14 protein-coding genes and 3 tRNA genes are annotated in these 16,567 nt (G+C 65.6%); 10 read left to right on the forward strand and 7 right to left on the reverse strand.

From position 1 onward, the window contains the following. Positions 1–78: 78 nt before the first annotated feature. From BCAL_RS06480 to BCAL_RS06495, 4 genes are all read right to left on the reverse strand, one after another. Complete coding sequence (locus tag BCAL_RS06480) at positions 79–870, reverse strand: mechanosensitive ion channel family protein (protein ID WP_043164682.1); 792 nt, start codon at positions 868–870, stop codon at positions 79–81. A gap of 196 nt (positions 871–1,066) precedes the next feature. Next, positions 1,067–2,608 carry an aspartate ammonia-lyase gene (locus BCAL_RS06485; RefSeq protein ID WP_081887311.1) on the reverse strand — a complete coding sequence of 514 codons (1,542 nt, stop codon included), beginning with the start codon at positions 2,606–2,608 and terminating at the stop codon, positions 1,067–1,069. A gap of 69 nt (positions 2,609–2,677) precedes the next feature. Next, the gene (locus BCAL_RS06490; protein ID WP_043164680.1) at positions 2,678–3,319 is read right to left on the reverse strand and encodes a TetR/AcrR family transcriptional regulator; all 642 of its coding nucleotides are present in this window, start codon (positions 3,317–3,319) and stop codon (positions 2,678–2,680) included. A 95-nt stretch (positions 3,320–3,414) separates the two neighbouring features. Continuing rightward, the gene (locus BCAL_RS06495; protein ID WP_043164678.1) at positions 3,415–4,671 is read right to left on the reverse strand and encodes a DUF2974 domain-containing protein; all 1,257 of its coding nucleotides are present in this window, start codon (positions 4,669–4,671) and stop codon (positions 3,415–3,417) included. Between the two features lie 214 nt (positions 4,672–4,885). Here BCAL_RS06495 and BCAL_RS06500 point away from each other — a divergent pair. From BCAL_RS06500 to BCAL_RS06510, 3 genes are all read left to right on the forward strand, one after another. Continuing rightward, positions 4,886–4,958 (forward strand) — tRNA-Gly (locus BCAL_RS06500). Positions 4,959–4,992: 34 nt separating this feature from the next. Next, positions 4,993–5,064 (forward strand) — tRNA-Val (locus BCAL_RS06505). 62 nt (positions 5,065–5,126) lie between these two features. Then, positions 5,127–5,199 (forward strand) — tRNA-Val (locus BCAL_RS06510). A gap of 59 nt (positions 5,200–5,258) precedes the next feature. Here BCAL_RS06510 and BCAL_RS06515 read toward each other — a convergent pair. Further along, positions 5,259–6,782, reverse strand: coding sequence for an amino acid permease (locus tag BCAL_RS06515; protein WP_052119021.1), 1,524 nt, complete (start codon positions 6,780–6,782; stop codon positions 5,259–5,261). Positions 6,783–6,990: 208 nt separating this feature from the next. On the opposite strand from BCAL_RS06515, the gene BCAL_RS06520 reads away from it, so the two are divergent. Then, positions 6,991–7,854: an alpha/beta hydrolase gene (locus BCAL_RS06520; RefSeq protein WP_052119020.1), complete on the forward strand. Its 864-nt coding sequence runs from the start codon at positions 6,991–6,993 to the stop codon at positions 7,852–7,854. 12 nt (positions 7,855–7,866) lie between these two features. Here BCAL_RS06520 and BCAL_RS06525 read toward each other — a convergent pair whose 3' ends face one another. After that, complete coding sequence (locus BCAL_RS06525) at positions 7,867–8,520, reverse strand: hypothetical protein (RefSeq protein WP_043260049.1); 654 nt, start codon at positions 8,518–8,520, stop codon at positions 7,867–7,869. 244 nt (positions 8,521–8,764) lie between these two features. Here BCAL_RS06525 and BCAL_RS06530 point away from each other — a divergent pair, with 244 nt between their 5' ends. The 3 genes from BCAL_RS06530 (at position 8,765) to BCAL_RS06540 (ending at position 11,650) form a co-directional block, all read left to right on the forward strand. Beyond that, positions 8,765–9,370, forward strand: coding sequence for a response regulator transcription factor (locus tag BCAL_RS06530; protein WP_160268281.1), 606 nt, complete (start codon positions 8,765–8,767; stop codon positions 9,368–9,370). Further along, positions 9,367–10,668, forward strand: a complete 1,302-nt coding sequence (locus tag BCAL_RS06535) for a sensor histidine kinase (protein WP_140444572.1) — start codon at positions 9,367–9,369, stop codon at positions 10,666–10,668. The genes BCAL_RS06530 and BCAL_RS06535 overlap by 4 nt, the downstream gene beginning before the upstream one ends. A 70-nt stretch (positions 10,669–10,738) precedes the next feature. Next, entirely contained in the window at positions 10,739–11,650 is a 912-nt protein-coding gene (locus BCAL_RS06540; protein WP_043164737.1) for a biotin--[acetyl-CoA-carboxylase] ligase, read from the forward strand. A gap of 92 nt (positions 11,651–11,742) precedes the next feature. On the opposite strand, the gene BCAL_RS06545 is transcribed toward BCAL_RS06540, so the two are convergent. After that, positions 11,743–12,366, reverse strand: coding sequence for a biotin transporter BioY (locus tag BCAL_RS06545; RefSeq protein WP_043164671.1), 624 nt, complete (start codon positions 12,364–12,366; stop codon positions 11,743–11,745). Between the two features lie 145 nt (positions 12,367–12,511). Here BCAL_RS06545 and BCAL_RS06550 point away from each other — a divergent pair, with 145 nt between their 5' ends. The 3 genes from BCAL_RS06550 to BCAL_RS06560 form a co-directional block, all read left to right on the forward strand. Then, complete coding sequence (locus BCAL_RS06550; protein ID WP_043164670.1) at positions 12,512–14,392, forward strand: ATP-binding protein; 1,881 nt, start codon at positions 12,512–12,514, stop codon at positions 14,390–14,392. Then, positions 14,389–15,996 (forward strand): acyl-CoA carboxylase subunit beta, encoded by a 1,608-nt coding sequence (locus BCAL_RS06555; protein WP_043164666.1) that lies wholly within the window; start codon positions 14,389–14,391, stop codon positions 15,994–15,996. The genes BCAL_RS06550 and BCAL_RS06555 overlap by 4 nt, the downstream gene beginning before the upstream one ends. 87 nt (positions 15,997–16,083) lie before the next feature. Next, a partial coding sequence (locus BCAL_RS06560; protein WP_043260050.1) for a hypothetical protein occupies positions 16,084–16,567 on the forward strand: 484 nt, incomplete at its 3' end.

A 16,567-nucleotide genomic window follows, 5' to 3' on the forward strand; every position in this document is an offset into this window, starting at 1 on the left:
TTTCGATATGTTGCGGCAGTGAAAAATGCCGGGATGATGTCCCGGCATTGCATGTGGATTCTGGATTCAGCGCACGTATCACTCGGAGATGCCGCCGTCGGTGACGAGGTAGTCGGCGGAGGCGAGGGCGCGTGCGGCACGGTCCTTGACGGTCGAGAGGAACACGCCTTCTCGAGCGAACAGGAGGATCTGGCCTTCGGTGCCGTAGGGGGAGAACCCGGTGAACTTGACCAGCGGGGGATTGTCCGGCTGGGTCATGTCCGCGGTGGCCTCGGTCACGCGCTTGAGCATGTCGCGGCTCACGGCCTCCGGATCGCTGCCGCCCTTGACTGTGAACGGCACGGAGACAGATCCTTCGGACGCGGCCGTGAGCTTGGTCAGCGACGCCGTGTTGAGCACCGAGTTGGGGATCACCATGCGATCACCCGAACGGGTCTCGATCACCGTGTGGCGCCATGTGATGTCCACGACCGTGCCGGTCACGCTTTGAATGGTGACCGGATCGCCCGGCTGGATCACGCGTCCGACCATCAGACCGAATCCGCCGATCACGTTCGCGATCGTGTCCTTCAAACCGAAGGAGATCGCGACGCCGCCGACGCCGAGTGCGGTGACCAGTGTCGTCGGGTCGATGCCGAACACCGGCTTGAGCACCATACCCGCCGCGAGGCACCACAGCACCACGCGCATCAGGTTGATGAAGATCGACGCGCTCGGGATCGGTACCTGCGAATTATCGAGCACCTTGCGCACCAGTCGACGCAGCACGCGATCCGCGATCGCGGCGACGATCAACACGATCAGCAGCCAGATCAGCTTGCTCGCGTTCGCGTGGAACCAGGCCACCACCATCTCATTGAAATCAGTCATACGCCCACCATAACCGGGCAAACCGGCGACAGCCGCGCATCACCCGAAGAAATGCTGTGAAGAACACGGCGAGTTATATAGAAAACGGAGCATGGGACGGGATTTCCTGTTCGGGACCGTAGGCTTGGCCGAGCGGCCTTGAGCGTGTCACGAACAGGAAATCCCGTCCCATGCGGTCACAGGATAATCCAGACGATTACGCTTCCTGATGCTCGCGGCAGGTCTGGCCGAGACCGCGGGCGAGGCGGATCGGATCGAGGATCTCGTCGAGCTGATCGGCGGGCAGATCGGTCTGCTCGCCGGCGATCTCGCGCACCGTGCGGCCGGTGCGCACCGCTTCGGCCGCGATCGCCGAACCCTTCTCGTAGCCGATGTAGTGGTTGAGCGCGGCCGCGATCGACGGTGACGTCTCCGCGTGCGCGCGTCCGATCTCGGTGTGCACGACGATGCCCTCGACGCAGTTGACGCGGAACGTGTCCATCGCGTTGGTGAGCAGCGCCATACCGGAGAGGATCTCATGCACCATCACCGGGTCGAAGGCGTTCAACTGCAGCTGGCCTTCGGCGACGGCCCAGTTGACGGTCACGTCCATGCCGAACACCATGAAGCAGCACTGGTTGACGCACTCCGGAATCACCGGGTTGACCTTGGCCGGCATGATGCTGGAACCCGCCTGACGGGCCGGTACGTCGAGATCGTTGAAGCCGGCGCGCGGACCGGAGTTGAGCAGTCGCAGATCGTCGGCCGCCTTCTTCAAGTGCACGGCGAGGTTCTTGAGGGCGGCGGAGGTCGCCACGTACGCTCCCATGTCGGTCATCGCGGCCACCGGATCGGGCGCGGCCGTAATCGGCAGGCCGGTGATGCGCGCCAGATGCTCGGTGGCGGACTTGCGGAATCGCAGATCCGCGCAGATGCCGGTGCCGATGGCGGTGGCGCCGAGGTTCAGCTGCGCGAGCTGCGGTACGAGTCGCTCAAAACCGGCCAGATCGGACTTGAGGAGCGTGGCGAACGCGTGAAACTCCTGACCGAAGGTCATCGGCACGGCGTCCTGCAGCTGCGTGCGGCCGATCGTCACGTCGTTGATGTGCTTGTCGGCGAGGTCGTGGAACGCCTGCGCGAGTCGCTTCGTCGACTCGGCGAGCGGGTGGATCGCGTCGATCAGGGCGAGTTTGCAGGCCGCCGGGTACGTGTCGTTGGTCGACTGCGACTCGTTGACGTCGTCGTTCGGGTGGATGTACGCGTAGTCGCCGCGCCTGTGACCGGCGAGTTCGAGCGCGCGGTTGGCGATCACCTCGTTCATGTTCATGTTCGACGAGGTGCCGGCGCCGCCCTGCATGACGTCCACCGGGAACTGGTCGGCGAGTTTGCCGGATTCGATCTCGAGGCACGCCTCGCGGATGAATCGCGCCTTGTCCTTGTCGAGGATGCCCAGCTCCTCGTTGGCGCTCGCGCAGGCGCGCTTGACCGTCGCGAACGCGCGGATCAGCTCCGGGTGCGACGAGTCGGCGATGCCGGAGACGGGGAAGTTGCTGATCGCGCGCTGCGTGTGGATGCCCCAGTACACGTCGTCGGGCACCGGCAGTTCACCGATGCAGTCGTGTTCGATGCGGGTGTGGTGTTCGTTGCCGCGGACGATGCCGGCCGCCTTGTCTGCCAGCTGCGCGGTGTAGGGAGCGGAAGTCGCAGATACCGCGGGTGCCTTGGCCTTGGGATCGATGTTCGAATCGTTGTTCGTCATACTTCCCATCATCCCGTGCGGCCGCGCGAAACGCCATGATGATCGTGTGATTCGGCTCTGTGAGAAAGCTTACTGCCGCTTGTTGAAGATGCGATTCCAGTAGTCGAGCATGTTCTCCTTGGACATCGACAGGTAGATGCCAAGGGCGAGCACGGCGACGTCCTCGTTGAGCAGGTCCTTGATCGAGGCCGACTGTCGCAGTTCGGGCCAGCGGCGAAGCACCGTGAGCAGGCCACCGACGGTGAAGTCGAGCATCAGATCGGTTTTGAGATCGATGCGCTCCGGGTCGAGCTCGAGCATCTCCATCAGTGACAGACGTTCGAAGTCGCGCAGTGATTCGACCAGTTCGGGGGAGCTGTGGGGGCCGGCGAGCATGGCGAGGCGATTGAGGCGTTCGCGCTCGCGCGGCGTGCTGATGAGCTGGGTGACGTGCTTGCGCCACTGCTCCTTGAGGTGCTCCTGCTCCTCGGGGCTGGGCGGCACCTCCTGCATCAGCGGGGAAGTCTTGATCTCCGCGAGGATCGCCGCGTCGGCCAGTTCGGGCAGCCCGGAGAAGTGGTAGTAGAACGAGTTGCGGTTCACCTGTGCCTTGCGCACGACGTCGGTGACGGTGATGCGCCGGTACTCGCGATCCGCGAGCAGCTCCCAGAAGGCGTCCTCCATGCGCTGCTTGGCGGGCGGAACGTTCGAATCCCTGCGTGGACGTGGCATGATGACGACCTCTTCTACTTCATTATTGGGCGACCTGTTGAGACGATTTGTCTAGACAGTATAACCAATAATGCGACATGGCGGAAGAGGTGGGACTACCGCTTGCTGTTGCGGGCGATCGTGGCCTTGACCAGAATCGCCACCGCCTCCAGAAGGTGCTTGCGATCCTGCGCGGACAGGCCCAGCATCGACCCGATCATCGCCGGAATTGAGCCGGGGAATCCGGCGATCACCTCGGAGAACGTCGTCGCGCCGTTCGCGTGCAGCACCGCGAACAGGGCGTCCACCGCCCGCTCGCGCTGCTCGACCGTCAGCCCCTGCATCCAGTTGTTCAGCGACTCGTTGAACAACTGCGAACTCGGTGCCAGATCGGGTTCGGAAACGAAATGATCGCCCTCCACCTGCCAGGAGAACGTGAAATGCTGCATGATGCCGTCCGAATCGGACGTCACCACGCGGCACGGCTCCGGCGTCTCGAAGATCTGTCCGACGATCGACGAACTCGGCACGATCTTCGTCACCTTCGGCTGGATGTCGATGTACTGACGGGACGTGACCACGTTCGGCGGGAATCCCGGGCCGTCAAGCGAATAGACGTGACGGATGCGCTTCTGCACGGCCTCGGTCGCGTTCATCGCCGCATACACGGCCAGATTGCCGCCCTTCGAATGGCCGGTCAACACGATCGGGCCGCGCCACAGACGGGCCACCATGTCGAGGTACGCGCTCGCCGCCCGCTGCGCCGGCACCGGGTACTGGAAGGCCATGTTGAAGTCCTCCTTCCAGCCGATGAGCGAATCATCGGTGCCTCGGAAGGCGAGGACCAGCGTGCCGCCGCGCGTCGGGTCCTTGACGCGCGGCTTGCCGTTCCAGCCTCGGCCGTCGGGGAGCATGAACGTCATCGCGGCGAACTGCGTCTGCTCGCCGGGATTTACATGCTCGACCACCGCGCCGAGACGGGCCTCGGCGAATCGCGGGGAATCGGCCACGGCGTCGAAGAAGTCGTGCGTCTTGTTCGGATCGACCAGTCCGACCGTCTGCGTGTCGAGATCCCCGGCCTCCGTGCCTTCGCCGTCATGCAGCGACGCCTTCGCATCGGCGAGCGTCACCGAATCGAACGGCTCGCGCACCAGCCCCTTGAGCCACGCCCACGGGTGATCCGGCTCGAAGGCGCGCAGTCGGGCCGGGAAGGAGACCTCGCGATCCTCGTCGAGTGAAATCGTGGGGGAGAAGGCGGTCACGTCCTCGTAGGAGAGCGAGGAGAAGACGAGGGCGTCGATCTCGTTGAACGGCGCGTCAGGGTCGGTGAGAGGCCGCCGTTCCGTCATGACGTAATCGAACACGTTGGTCATGGACGCGCCTCCTTTCGGGCTTCGCCTCAATAGTAGTCGGGGAGGGGTGGTGTATCCGCTGGATAAACCTGAGGATTTCGTGTGATATTCGGCGGATATCGGGGAATCGTGCGGTTGGGAAATGGGTTGTACATCGGCGCGACACGCCGAGGATGCGCGACGGCGGAATGTCGTGTATATTATCCCCCTGTTGCTTCGCTTCGAGCGTTGCACTGCGGACATAGCTTAGTTGGTAAAGCGCAACCTTGCCAAGGTTGAGACCGCGGGTTCGAGTCCCGTTGTCCGCTCTCGGAAAGCCGGTTTCGGCTGGATGAATGACCCGGGCGGTTGGCGCAGTGGTAGCGCACTTCCCTGACACGGAAGGGGTCACAAGTTCGAATCTTGTATCGCCCACTCGAAAACGGCCGGCAGGTGACTGCCGGTTTTGTTTTTCGTAAGCCAATAATCGAAGATTCGGGCGATTGGCGCAGCGGCTAGCGCACTTCGTTCACACCGAAGGGGTCGTAGGTTCGATTCCTACATCGCCCACCTGAACATGAAGAGCCTCCACCGGAATCCGGCAGAGGCTCTTCGCATATCAGTGCGTGTCAGTGCAGGTCGAGCTCGGGGGCCGGATGACGCTTGCGCCACCACTGCTGGACGAAGTAGGCGGCGTAGCACACGATGATGAAGACGATCTCGGCGCCGAGAGCGAACCGCTGTTCCTTGTCGAAGAAGACCAGGAGGAACGAGGCGGTGCACAGGATGAACGCGCCCCACGAGGTGTACGGGTAGCCCGGCGTCGCGTACTTGAGCTCCTTGACCGTGTGTCCCGAGGCGATCCATCGCTTGCGGAACACGATCTGGCAGTAGGCGATCGCGATCCACACCACCACCGCGGACAGGCCGGAGAACGCCACCAGCACCAGGTACACGGTCGAGGCCGCGATCACCGAACTCAGCAGGGCAAGGAGTCCGCCGGCCATCGCCGCGCACAGGGCCAGCATCGGCACACCGTGGCGGTTCGTCTTGGCGAACCAGCGGGGGATCATGCCCTCGTTGCCCATCGACCACACCATGCGCGTGGAGGCGTACAGGCCCGAGTTCGACGCGGACAGCACTGCCGTCAGCACCACGAAATTCATGATGTCGGCCGCGTACGGGATGCCGATCGAATTGAACACGAGCACGAACGGGCTTTCGCCCACGCCGGCCTCGCGCCATGGGATCAGCGCGCACATCACGGTGATCGATCCGATGAAGAACAGAACGAGGCGCCACAATGTCGTGTGGATCGCCTTCGGCACGGCGGTCTCCGGATCGCGCGTCTCGCCGGCGGTCACGCCGATCAGCTCGGTGCCGGAGAACGCGAAGTTGACGGTGAGGATCGTTGCGAACACCGGCATGAAGCCGTTGGGGAAGATGCCGTCCTTGACGAGGTTGCCGAACAGAGGAGCGTGATCGTAGCCGGAGATCGGCACCGCGCCGAAGATCGCCAATAGGCCGATGAGGATGAACGCGCAGATCGCGAACACCTTGATCGAGGCGAACAGGAACTCCGCCTCGGCGAAGAATCGCACCGAAAGGGCGTTGGCGACGAAGATCAATACGATGCACGCCGCCGACCATATCCAGGTGGGCGTGTGCGGGAACCATCGCTGCATGAGCAGACCCGCGGCCGTGAACTCCGATCCCAAGGCCACCGTCCAAGTGAGCCAGTACTGGATCGCGATGACGAATCCGGTGCCCGGTCCGATGAACTTCTCGGCGTAGACGTGGAACGAGCCGGTCACCGGCATCGCCACGGACAGCTCGCCGAGCGTGAGCATCACCAGGTACACAATGACGGCTCCGATGCCGTACGCGAGGATCGTGCCGATCGGGCCCGCCTGCTGGATCGTGTAGCCGGAGCTCAGGAACAGGCCGGTGCCGATCACGCCGCCGAGCGAGATCATCTGCAGGTGTCGCGATTCCATGCCGCGCCTGAGGTTGGTGTGCAGTGCGTGCTTGCTATTGCTGTTGCGGTCGGTGGCCTCGCTGCCGCCGACCATGGTTTGGGCGGTCGTCGCGTCGTCGTTGGACGGGGGTGCGGGTTCGGGTCGTTTCCTCATGTCGGTGTCGGTCTTGATCATGCTCTCTCTCGATCGATGATGGTCGTTGTCGTGTGCTGCTTCCTCATATGCGGTCGCCGTCCGGGGTTGCCCGGAGCTGTCCGGAACGGAAACGGCGGGTGTCCGCGAAAAGGCCGCGAACAGTATACGCGCGGGGTCCGCATTTCGGCGGGCGCGCGTTGGGACGATCCGGCCAGTGGTGGTTACGATGGAGAGTGAGGAGGCATATATGCAGTACATCGAGCGGACGATCGAGGGCATCGACGGCAGTGAGGCACGGTTCGTCGGATACGTGGCGGACAACAGTCGGGAGATGGATCCGGTGCGGCGCCGCACGTCCATCCTGATCCTGCCCGGCGGCGGGTACGCAATGACCTCGGACCGTGAGGCCGAGCCGGTGGCGCTCAGGTTCCTCGGCCGCGGATTCAATGTGTTCATCCTGCGGTATTCGGTTCGTCCGAGCCGGTATCCGGTGGCGTTGGTCGAGGCGGGTGAGGCGATGCGCCTCATTCGCGATCATGCCGACGACTGGCATGTGGACCCACGGCGCGTGGCGGTGCTGGGCTTCTCGGCCGGCGGCCATCTGGCGGCGAACCTCGCCACCGCGGCCGGCGACGACGACCTTCGCGCGCACGGTCTGGACCCGGACGAGGTCCGTCCGGACGCGCTGATGCTGGCCTATCCGGTCATCACCTCCGGGCCGCTGGCTCATCACGGCAGTTTCCGCTGCCTATTGGACGACGCGGCGGATGACGCGGCGATGCTGGAGCGCCTGTCGATCGAGCGGCACATCGACGTGAAGACGCCGCCGGTGTTCGTCTGGCACACGATGACCGACACCACCGTGCCGGTGGAGAACACGCTCATGCTCGTCCAAGCCTGTCATGCCGCCGGCGTGAGCGTCGAGGCGCACCTCTTCCCCGAGGGCAGCCACGGGTTGTCATTGGGCGACGAGGAGACCGCGGGCGACGGCAAATTCGCCAACGTCGTCCCGTGCGTGCAATGCTGGCCGCGCCTGGCGGAGGACTGGCTGCGCCGCACCTTCGCGGACGCGTCCGGTCATAGGCCGGCTCGGGTGCCGGCGGATCGGTGAGGGATCGATGAATCAGAACATCGGATCCCGCGGGCGTCCTTCCGCGTCGTTGAATTGGTTCGACATCCCCGTCCACATCTCGTAGATGTACTGGGGGAACGGGTAGCCGCCGTTCTCCGGCGAGAAATGGAAGTTCCGTCCGGGGTCGGTGGCGTCGGCGTAGTCGGTGACCACATATCCGTCATCCTGCGGTGACAGGGTGACACATTCGGCGCTGACGGTGTCCGGGGACAATCCGTATTCATTGCGTTCGGCCGCTATGGCGTAGACGACCACCGTGCCGTCCTCCTGCGGCATGCAGTTGGCTACCCAGACGCCTTCGATGCCGTCGTCGTAACCCGTCACCTCGGCGCTGTGGCGGTGGAATACGGCCTTCCTCGTCGCCCGGAGAATGGGCTCCGGGCGCTTGGTGCAGTCCGTATCGGTCCGCCATATCGGCGAGATGTCCATGTATCGGTCGTGCTCGGTGCGCAGTCCGGTGACCTCGTACCCCGGTCCGATCGCCCGCTCTACAGTCGTTCCCGCTTCGGAGCGGCTGCTGTGCGCGGCGAAGACGGGCATCTCCCAATGCAGGTACTGGATTCCGTCGAGCATCGGCGTGGCGGCGAGACCGCCGATGAGCAGGACGATGAATCCCGCGATCTTGGCCATGTGTCGTGCGTTCATGATGCCGTCTCCCGTCTCGTTCGCGAGTGGCCGCGATTCCGTGCTGTCACCACCATTGTGAACCGGCCGATCCCGCCCGCCAAGACGCGGTAAAGGGATCGTTTACTTCGATTAGGGGATCATCGGCCGGCTCCCTAGCATGGGCCTCATGAACAACAACAGCCGTGCATCGGAATCATCGGGATCTCCCCGCGACGGGTCCTCGGGACCCGTGAGGTCCGCGCATGCCGTCGCCATCGGGCTGGTGGATAACGATCCATACGCCCTGGCGTACCTTCGCGTGGCCATCGAACGACTCGACCCGAGATTCCATATGATCTGGGCGGTCTCCACCGGGGCCGCGGCGATCCACCGGTGTCTGCACACGCCGAAGCCGCCGGACGTGCTGGTGAGCGACATGTCGCTCACCGACATGACCGGGCCGGAGGTGTGCGCCGCCCTGCGCCGGGGCGGATCGACGATCGGTGTCGTCGGCATCACAGCCCTCGACCCGGAGTCGTTCGCCGACAGTCTGGCTCGGGCCGGCGGGCAGGCGCTCGTCGCTAAAGAGGATATTCCGCGCGTACTCGGTTCCGCGATAGTCAAGGCGGCACAGGGCTGGAGTCGACCGGAGTCGTCCGACGGCCACAGTCAACCGGCCGCGGGTCCTGATCGTCTCGGCCGTCTCAGCGAACGCGAGCTGGCGGTCGCGAGACTGTACGGCAGGCATCTGACGACCGGGGAGATCGCGCGGGCACTCGGCATCAGCGAATCCACCGTCCACGTGCACATGCACCACGCCATGAGGAAACTGGGAGTCGCCACGCGACAGGAGGTAATACGGATATGTCAGGTACAGCATCGCATATGACGTTCATGACATCGTTGACGGGGCTAATGAGGCTGTTCCGGCCGAGAACCGCGGCGGAGGGTGGGCTGGCCGATGGCCGTCCGCATCCGTTGCTGACGGTGGTGGCCGTGCTGATCGCGGTCGCCAATCTGGTCGATACGGGCAACCTCCTCATGAACGGGTGGTTTTCGCTCGACGATCCCCGATACGCGCTCATGGGTGTCTGTTCCCTCGCGGGCACGGCGTGCCTTGTGGTCGCGACGCCGTTCATCGGCCGCACGCCATACCGTGCGGCGCATGTCGTGTGCGGGATATGGCTCGTCATGTGCTGCGTTCCCGCGTCGCTGTTCACGTCGTCGTGGACGCTGATGCTCAACGTGCTGCTCGCCATCGCCGTGACCGCGCACGGGAACGTGCTGGCGGGACAGATCGCGTTTGATCTGTGCGTGCTGACGCCGCTGGTCACTGGGTCAATCGCGGACGTGGTGCATCCCGACTACCTGATGGTGGTGTTGTGTGCCTTCATCATGGTGTGCCTCAACGCCGTGATGGCGGTGATCGTGGCGGCGTCCGCGCTCCGTCGCCGTGAGCGTGACCAGTGGGAGCGCGATCAGCGGTTGCGCCGCGACCAGGTCGTTCATCAGCTGCACGACGACGTGGCGAACCGGTTGAGCTACGTGCTGCTCCGGTTTCAGCGCGACGAACGCGATGATCGGGACGGTCGTGATGGCGGTCGGCCTGATCGCGATCAGGAGATGGTTCAGGACGTGCGTGACGCACTGGACAGTACGCGGCGGGCGGTGCATGTGCTCTCGGGAAATGAGGGCGCGGATGCGGCGGGCCCCGGCGTCGGTGATCCGGCCGATCCGTCTGGCGCGTCCGGCGGGTCCGTCTGTGACGAAACGTCGTGGGGTGCGTTGCGCGCCTTGGTGACGGCCGAATCCGCGCGGCTCGAGCGGATCGGATGCAATGGCACCGTGGTGATGCCGCAGAGTGTGCCGACCGGTCTGGGGCGCGCGGATCTGACGATGGCGGCGTCCTTCCTCAAGGAGTGTTTCGCGAACATCGCCAAGCACGCCGATCCCGAACGGGGCTATGCGTTGGGCGTTTCGGGGCGCGCGGAAGGCATCGTCGTGTCACTGGCGGATACGCCGAAGCGGGCTGGCGCGCACGGCGCCGACCGTGATCGTCCGGCCGAGGGGGCTTCCACCGGCCGAGGGCTCGCCTACTACCGGGACTTCGCGGAGCGGCGCGGCGGCTCGCTCACCATTGAGGAGGACGCTGGTAACTGGTCCATGACCGCGCTCTTCCCCTGCTGACGGGTTGTTTTCTGGCCGATTACGTCCAGTGGTTTTGACTCGTCGGACATGTGGGCGTATGGTGAAGACCATGATGTCATTGCTGAAGGTCGCAGCGCCGCGACTGGAAAGAACGAGATCGGTCGCGGACATGGTTGTCTCGGTGGCCGACATGGATTCGACTCATGCGGAGGCGCGACGCATGGTCGAGCGTGGCGAGATCGTCGTGAACGTGGGCGAGTCCGGGGAACTGGCCTCGGGCCACCTGCCGATCACAGTGATCGCCGCCGACTACCTGAGCAACGCGCTGGTGCGGTTCGGCCGGCCGTGGATCACGGTGCCGGGCAAATCGCTCACTGCGACGGCGGTCGTGCCGGTGCCGACACGGGTCGCCGACGACGAGCTGTTCAACGGCTGGCTGGCGATGATCGGCGAGCTCGCCGCGCTGGACGCGCTCGAAGGCGAGATCGACGCGTGCGGCGCCCGCCCGTACGACGAGGACTGCGGGTTCAAACTGAAATGGCCGAACGACATCTACTGCCACGGGCTCAAGATCGGCGGCACCGTCACCGAGGTGATGCCGTCGCCGTCCGGTGGCCCCGCGTCCGGAGCGTGGCGCGTGGTGGCGTTCAGCTTCGGCGCGAATCTGCTGGTGCCCGCCGACCACCTGCCCACGCCGCAGGCCACGTCGCTGCAGATGAACGTGGGGCCCCTGCCCGGCATCGAGGAGCTGCGCGACGGCGTGCTCTCCCGGTTCGTCGAGTCGCTGCGCAGGCGTCTGGAGACGTTCGCGGACTCGCCGATGGTCGAGGCCGGGCGGCTGCGTTCGGAGATGCGTCACGTCTGCTGGATGATGGGACGCGAGATCGAAGCGCAGCTGATCGACGGGTCGGCCGTGCGCGGCGTGGTCGTCGCGTTGAACGACGACGCGTCGATCAACGTCGAGACGCCCGATGGCGTGACGCGAGCGCTGTTGGCGAGCGAGGTGGGGTTGCTGCAGTAGCCATCCCGCGGTCTGGACTACCCCTCAGTCCCGCTTTGCGGGCCGGCTCCCCTGACAAGGGGAGCCGGAAGGACAGGGGCCTGCCGGCCGATTCAGCGCAGGCGCGCGAGGCCGGCGGCGGCGAGGGAGGCGACGAACGCCTTGACGATGTCGCCGATGATGAAGGCCATCGAGGCGGCGGTCACGGCGGCGACCGGCAGGCCGGTCAGCGTCGACTGGATGAGGATGCCGAACGTGTAGACGACCACGACGCCGCCGACGAACGCCGCGGCGAAGTAGCGCAGTGCGGTCAGGATCGTGGCGGGCTTGCCCTTGGAGTCCTTGGAGTCCTTGGAGCCCTTGAGCAGCGCAATCACGACGACGCCCGGCAGGAAGCCGAGCAGGAAGCCGGCGCTCGGGCCGACCAGCGCCATCGTCGAGGCGCCGCCGGCGAACACCGGCAGGCCCGCCGCGCCCGCGGCGAGGTAGGCGGCGACGGCCGCGCCGGCCTGGCGCCACGTGAGCATGAGGCCCGCGAGCATGACGACGAAGGTCTGCAGCGTGATCGGCACCGGGGTCCCCGGAACCGGGATCTGGCCGGCCGCGGCGGAGACCCACATGAGCACGGCGAACAGCACCGGCTTCCACGAAACGGCGGCCACACGGCGCGCGGTGGAGACGGTCTTGGATTCGGTCGCCTCGGCGGTCCGGGCGGTGGTTTCAGGCGTATTGGACATGATGTTCCCCTTCTGTTGAGTGATTGACCCCGACGATAATCCCGTTAAGCTACGGTGACGTTTGTGGAACGTGACAAAAGTTCCACGGTCGTTTTGTAGACATTTCGATTGAAAGCGTCAGTAATCAGGAGAAGAATCTGACGCTATGGGGCATATTGTCAAGAAACTGCTGATCGCCAATCGTGGTGAGATCGCCCTGCGCGTGGTGAGGACCGCGCGCGAGATGGGCATCGCCACGGTGGCCGTGTACGCCGAACAGGACCGCGGATCGCAATACGTCAGTCTCGCGGACGAGGCGTACCTCCTGCCCGGCGACACCTATCAGGACACGTATCTCAACGAGGATCTGCTGATCGACATCATCCACCGTTCCGGTGCCGACGCGGTGCACCCGGGCTACGGGTTCCTCTCCGAAGTGCCGAGCTTCGCGCAGAAGGTCGAGGCGGCCGGCGCGATCTGGGTCGGTCCGCATCACACCGCGCTCGTCGATCTCGGCGACAAGATCACCGCCCGCAGGGTCGCCCTGCGCGCCAAGGTGCCGCCGGTGCCGGGCCTGTCCGAATCGGTCAAGGACATCCGCACGCTGCTCGACTTCGCGCACACGCACGGCTATCCGATCATGATGAAGCGCACGGACGGCGGCGGCGGACACGGCATCACCGTCGTGCGCGACGACGAGGAGCTGCGCCGCTTCTACACCAATCACGACGCGCTCGAGGGCGGCGACCTCGACGAGTACTTCATCGAGAAGTTCATCGACAAGGCGCGTCACGTCGAAACCCAGTCCGGACGCGACTCCCACGGCAACTTCACCGTCTATTCGACGCGTGACTGCTCGCTGCAGCGCCGCAATCAGAAGCTCGTCGAGGAGGCGCCCGCACCGTTCCTGTCCGAGAAGGTCGTCGAGACCCTCAAGGAGTACTCGCGCCGCCTGTTCGAGACGGTCGGCTACACCGGGCTCGGCACCTGCGAGTTCATGGTGACGCCGTACGGCAAGGTCTACTTCCTCGAGGTCAATCCGCGGCTTCAGGTCGAGCACACCGTCTCCGAGGAGGTCTCCGGCCTCGATCTCGTGCGCGAGCAGCTCGTCATCGCCTCCGGCGGCGAACTGACCCCCGCTCCCGAGCCTCGCGGCCACAGCTTCGAGCTGCGCATCACCTCCGAGGATCCGGCCACGAACCTGACCCCGTCGGCCGGCACGCTGGAGCGCATCGTCTGGCCGTCCGGCCCGGGCGTGCGCATCGACACCGGCGTGGTCGAGGGCGACACTGTCTCCCCGAAGTTCGATTCGATGATGGGCAAGGTCGTCGTCACCGCGCAGAACCGCCTCGACGCGGTCGCGCGCGTGCGCCGCGTGCTCGACGAGATGACGATCGAGGGCGTGCCCACGCCGATCCCGCTGTTCAAGAAGATCTTCCGCGACGACGCGTTCACCGCCGAACACGGCCACGCCTTCGACGTGAGCACGAAGTGGCTGGAACGCACGTATCTCAACCGCGAGCCGGACACGGTGCACGCGGGCCAGCCCGCATCCCTCGCCGGAGCGACGGCGGGAGCGGATGCGAATGGCGAGAAGAAGGAGACCACCGAGACGTTCGTCATCGAGATGAACGACAAGCGGGTCAAGCTCACCGTGCCGATCGACATCGTCGAGAACCTGACCGGCGGCGTGCGTGCGCGCGGAGCGAAGCGCCCGACGCAGCCGTTGCGTGGCTCCGGCTCGCACAGCGCCGGCCCCGCCCGCGGCGCGGTCGACGACGGCGCCAAGTCCGGCATCATCGCCTCCCCGATGCAGGCGGTCGTCACGCGCATCAACGTCGCCGAAGGCCAGCAGGTCGCGAAGGGCGATCTGCTCGTCGTGCTCGAATCCATGAAGATGGAGAACTACGTGTACGCGCCGGCCGCCGGCACGGTCACGAAGATTTTCGTCGGCCCCGCCGATGGCGTGGAGGCCGGCGACACGTTGGTCACGCTGGACGTGGTTGGGGCGTCCGGCTCGGCCAAGGGTGAGGAGGCCGCGAAATGACCGACATCGTGAACAGCCCCGCCGTGCGTGACGCCGTGAAACAACCCGTGGAACAGAGCGGCCAGCCGCTGCGCGCCGCCGTGATCCGAGCGGCGCAGCTCGCCCGCGACGCTGAAAGCCGCGCCCGCGACAAGCAGCACGCCAAGCACAAGAAGACCGCGCGCGAGCGCCTCGACCTGCTGTTCGACACCGGCAGCTTCGAGGAGATCGGCCGCTTCCAGGGCGGCAACATCAACGCGGGCAACGCCGGATCGGCCGTGATCTGCGGCTTCGGACTCATCTACGGGCGCAAGGTCGCCGTCTACGCGCAGGACTTCTCCGTGCGCGGCGGCACGCTCGGCACCGCGGAGGGCGAGAAGATCTGCCATCTGATGGACATGGCGATCAGCCTCAAGGTGCCGGTCGTCGCGATCGTCGACTCCGGCGGCGCGCGCATCCAGGAGGGCGTCGCAGCGCTCACCCAGTACGGGCGCATCTTCCGCAAGACGTGCGAGGCGAGCGGCTTCATCCCCCAGATCTCCCTGATCCTCGGCCCCTGCGCCGGCGGCGCCGTCTACTGCCCGGCCCTGACGGACCTCATCATCATGACGCGTGAGAACTCGAACATGTTCGTCACCGGACCGGACGTGGTCAAGGCCGCGACCGGCGAGACCATCTCGATGGCCGATCTGGGCGGCGGCGACGTGCACAGCCGCAAGTCCGGCGTCGCGCACTACCTCGGCGAGGACGAGTCCGACGCGATCGACTACGCGCGCACCGTGCTCGCCTACCTGCCGTCCAATTCGGACGAGCGGCCGCCGGTCTACGCCTACGCCGCCACACGCGCCGAACGCGACACCGCCAAGCGTCTCGCCGAGATCGTGCCGGACAATGATCGTCAGCCCTACGACATGCTCGACGTGATCCGCTGCATCGTCGACTACGGCGAGTTCGTGCAGGTGCACGAACGCTTCGCCGCGTCCGCGCTTGTCGGCTTCGCCTGCATCGACGGGCATCCGGTCGGCGTGGTCGCCAACCAGCCGAACGTCAACGCCGGCATCCTCGACGTCGACGCCTCCGAGAAGATCGCCCGGTTCGTGCGTCTGTGCGACGCGTTCAACCTGCCGGTCATCACCCTCGTGGACACCCCCGGATACAAGCCCGGTGCCGAACAGGAGCACGCCGGCATCATCCGCCGCGGCGCCAAGGTGATCTACGCCTACGCCAACGCGCAGGTGCCGCTCGTCACCGTCGTGCTGCGCAAGGCGTTCGGCGGCGCGTACATCGTGATGGGATCCAAGGCGATCGGCGCCGACATGAACTTCGCGTGGCCGTCCTCGCAGATCGCCGTCCTTGGTGCGGCCGGCGCGGTCAACATCATCCACCGTCACGACCTCGCCAAGGCCAAGGCCGCCGGCAAGGACGTGGAGGCGTTGCGTGCGCAGTACATCGCCGACTACGAGGAGACCACCGTCAACGCGAACCTCTCGCTCGAACTCGGGCAGATCGACGCGATGATCGACCCCGAGCAGACGCGCGAGGCGATCGTCGAATCGCTCGCGACGCTCGCCACCAAGCGGCGCGTGCGGCACACGACCAAGCACCACGGCAACCAGCCGCTCTGACTCATCGACTCATCGCATAACAGACTCATCGCATAACAGACTCATCGCATAACAGCACGTAAGAAAAACACACAGATAGGAACACACATGACCACCTTCTTCCTCAACCGCCTGGCCGAAGGCGAACCGCACGCGCTCGCCTTCGCCGGCCAGTCCACGCCGTGGCCGGTCGCGCTCGCCGACCAGACCGCCGACCCCGAGCTGGCCGACGCGCTCCACGCCCACGTGGACGCCGCCTATGCCAAGCTCACCCCCGTCAACGCCGAACTGCTGGCCACCACCGGACGCCCTGTCGACCTGTTCGGCTTCACCCCGAACCCGGCCCGACTCGGCGCCGCGGCCGACGCCACCGCCTCGGTCGAGGGCATCGCCCTGACCCAGCTCGGCGCGCTCATCGACCTGAACCACCTGGGCTACGACGTCACCCGCGCCAACCCGACCGCCGTGCTCGGCCACTCGCAGGGCGTACTCGCCGTGCACATGGTCAAGGCCATCCGCGAGGCCGGATCGATCGACGCCGCGCGCGACCAGATCGACGAGATCCTCGCCACCGCCGCGCTGATCGGCGCCG

This window comes from Bifidobacterium callitrichos DSM 23973 (assembly GCF_000741175.1).
GTDB classification, from domain to species: Bacteria; Actinomycetota; Actinomycetes; order Actinomycetales; family Bifidobacteriaceae; genus Bifidobacterium; species Bifidobacterium callitrichos.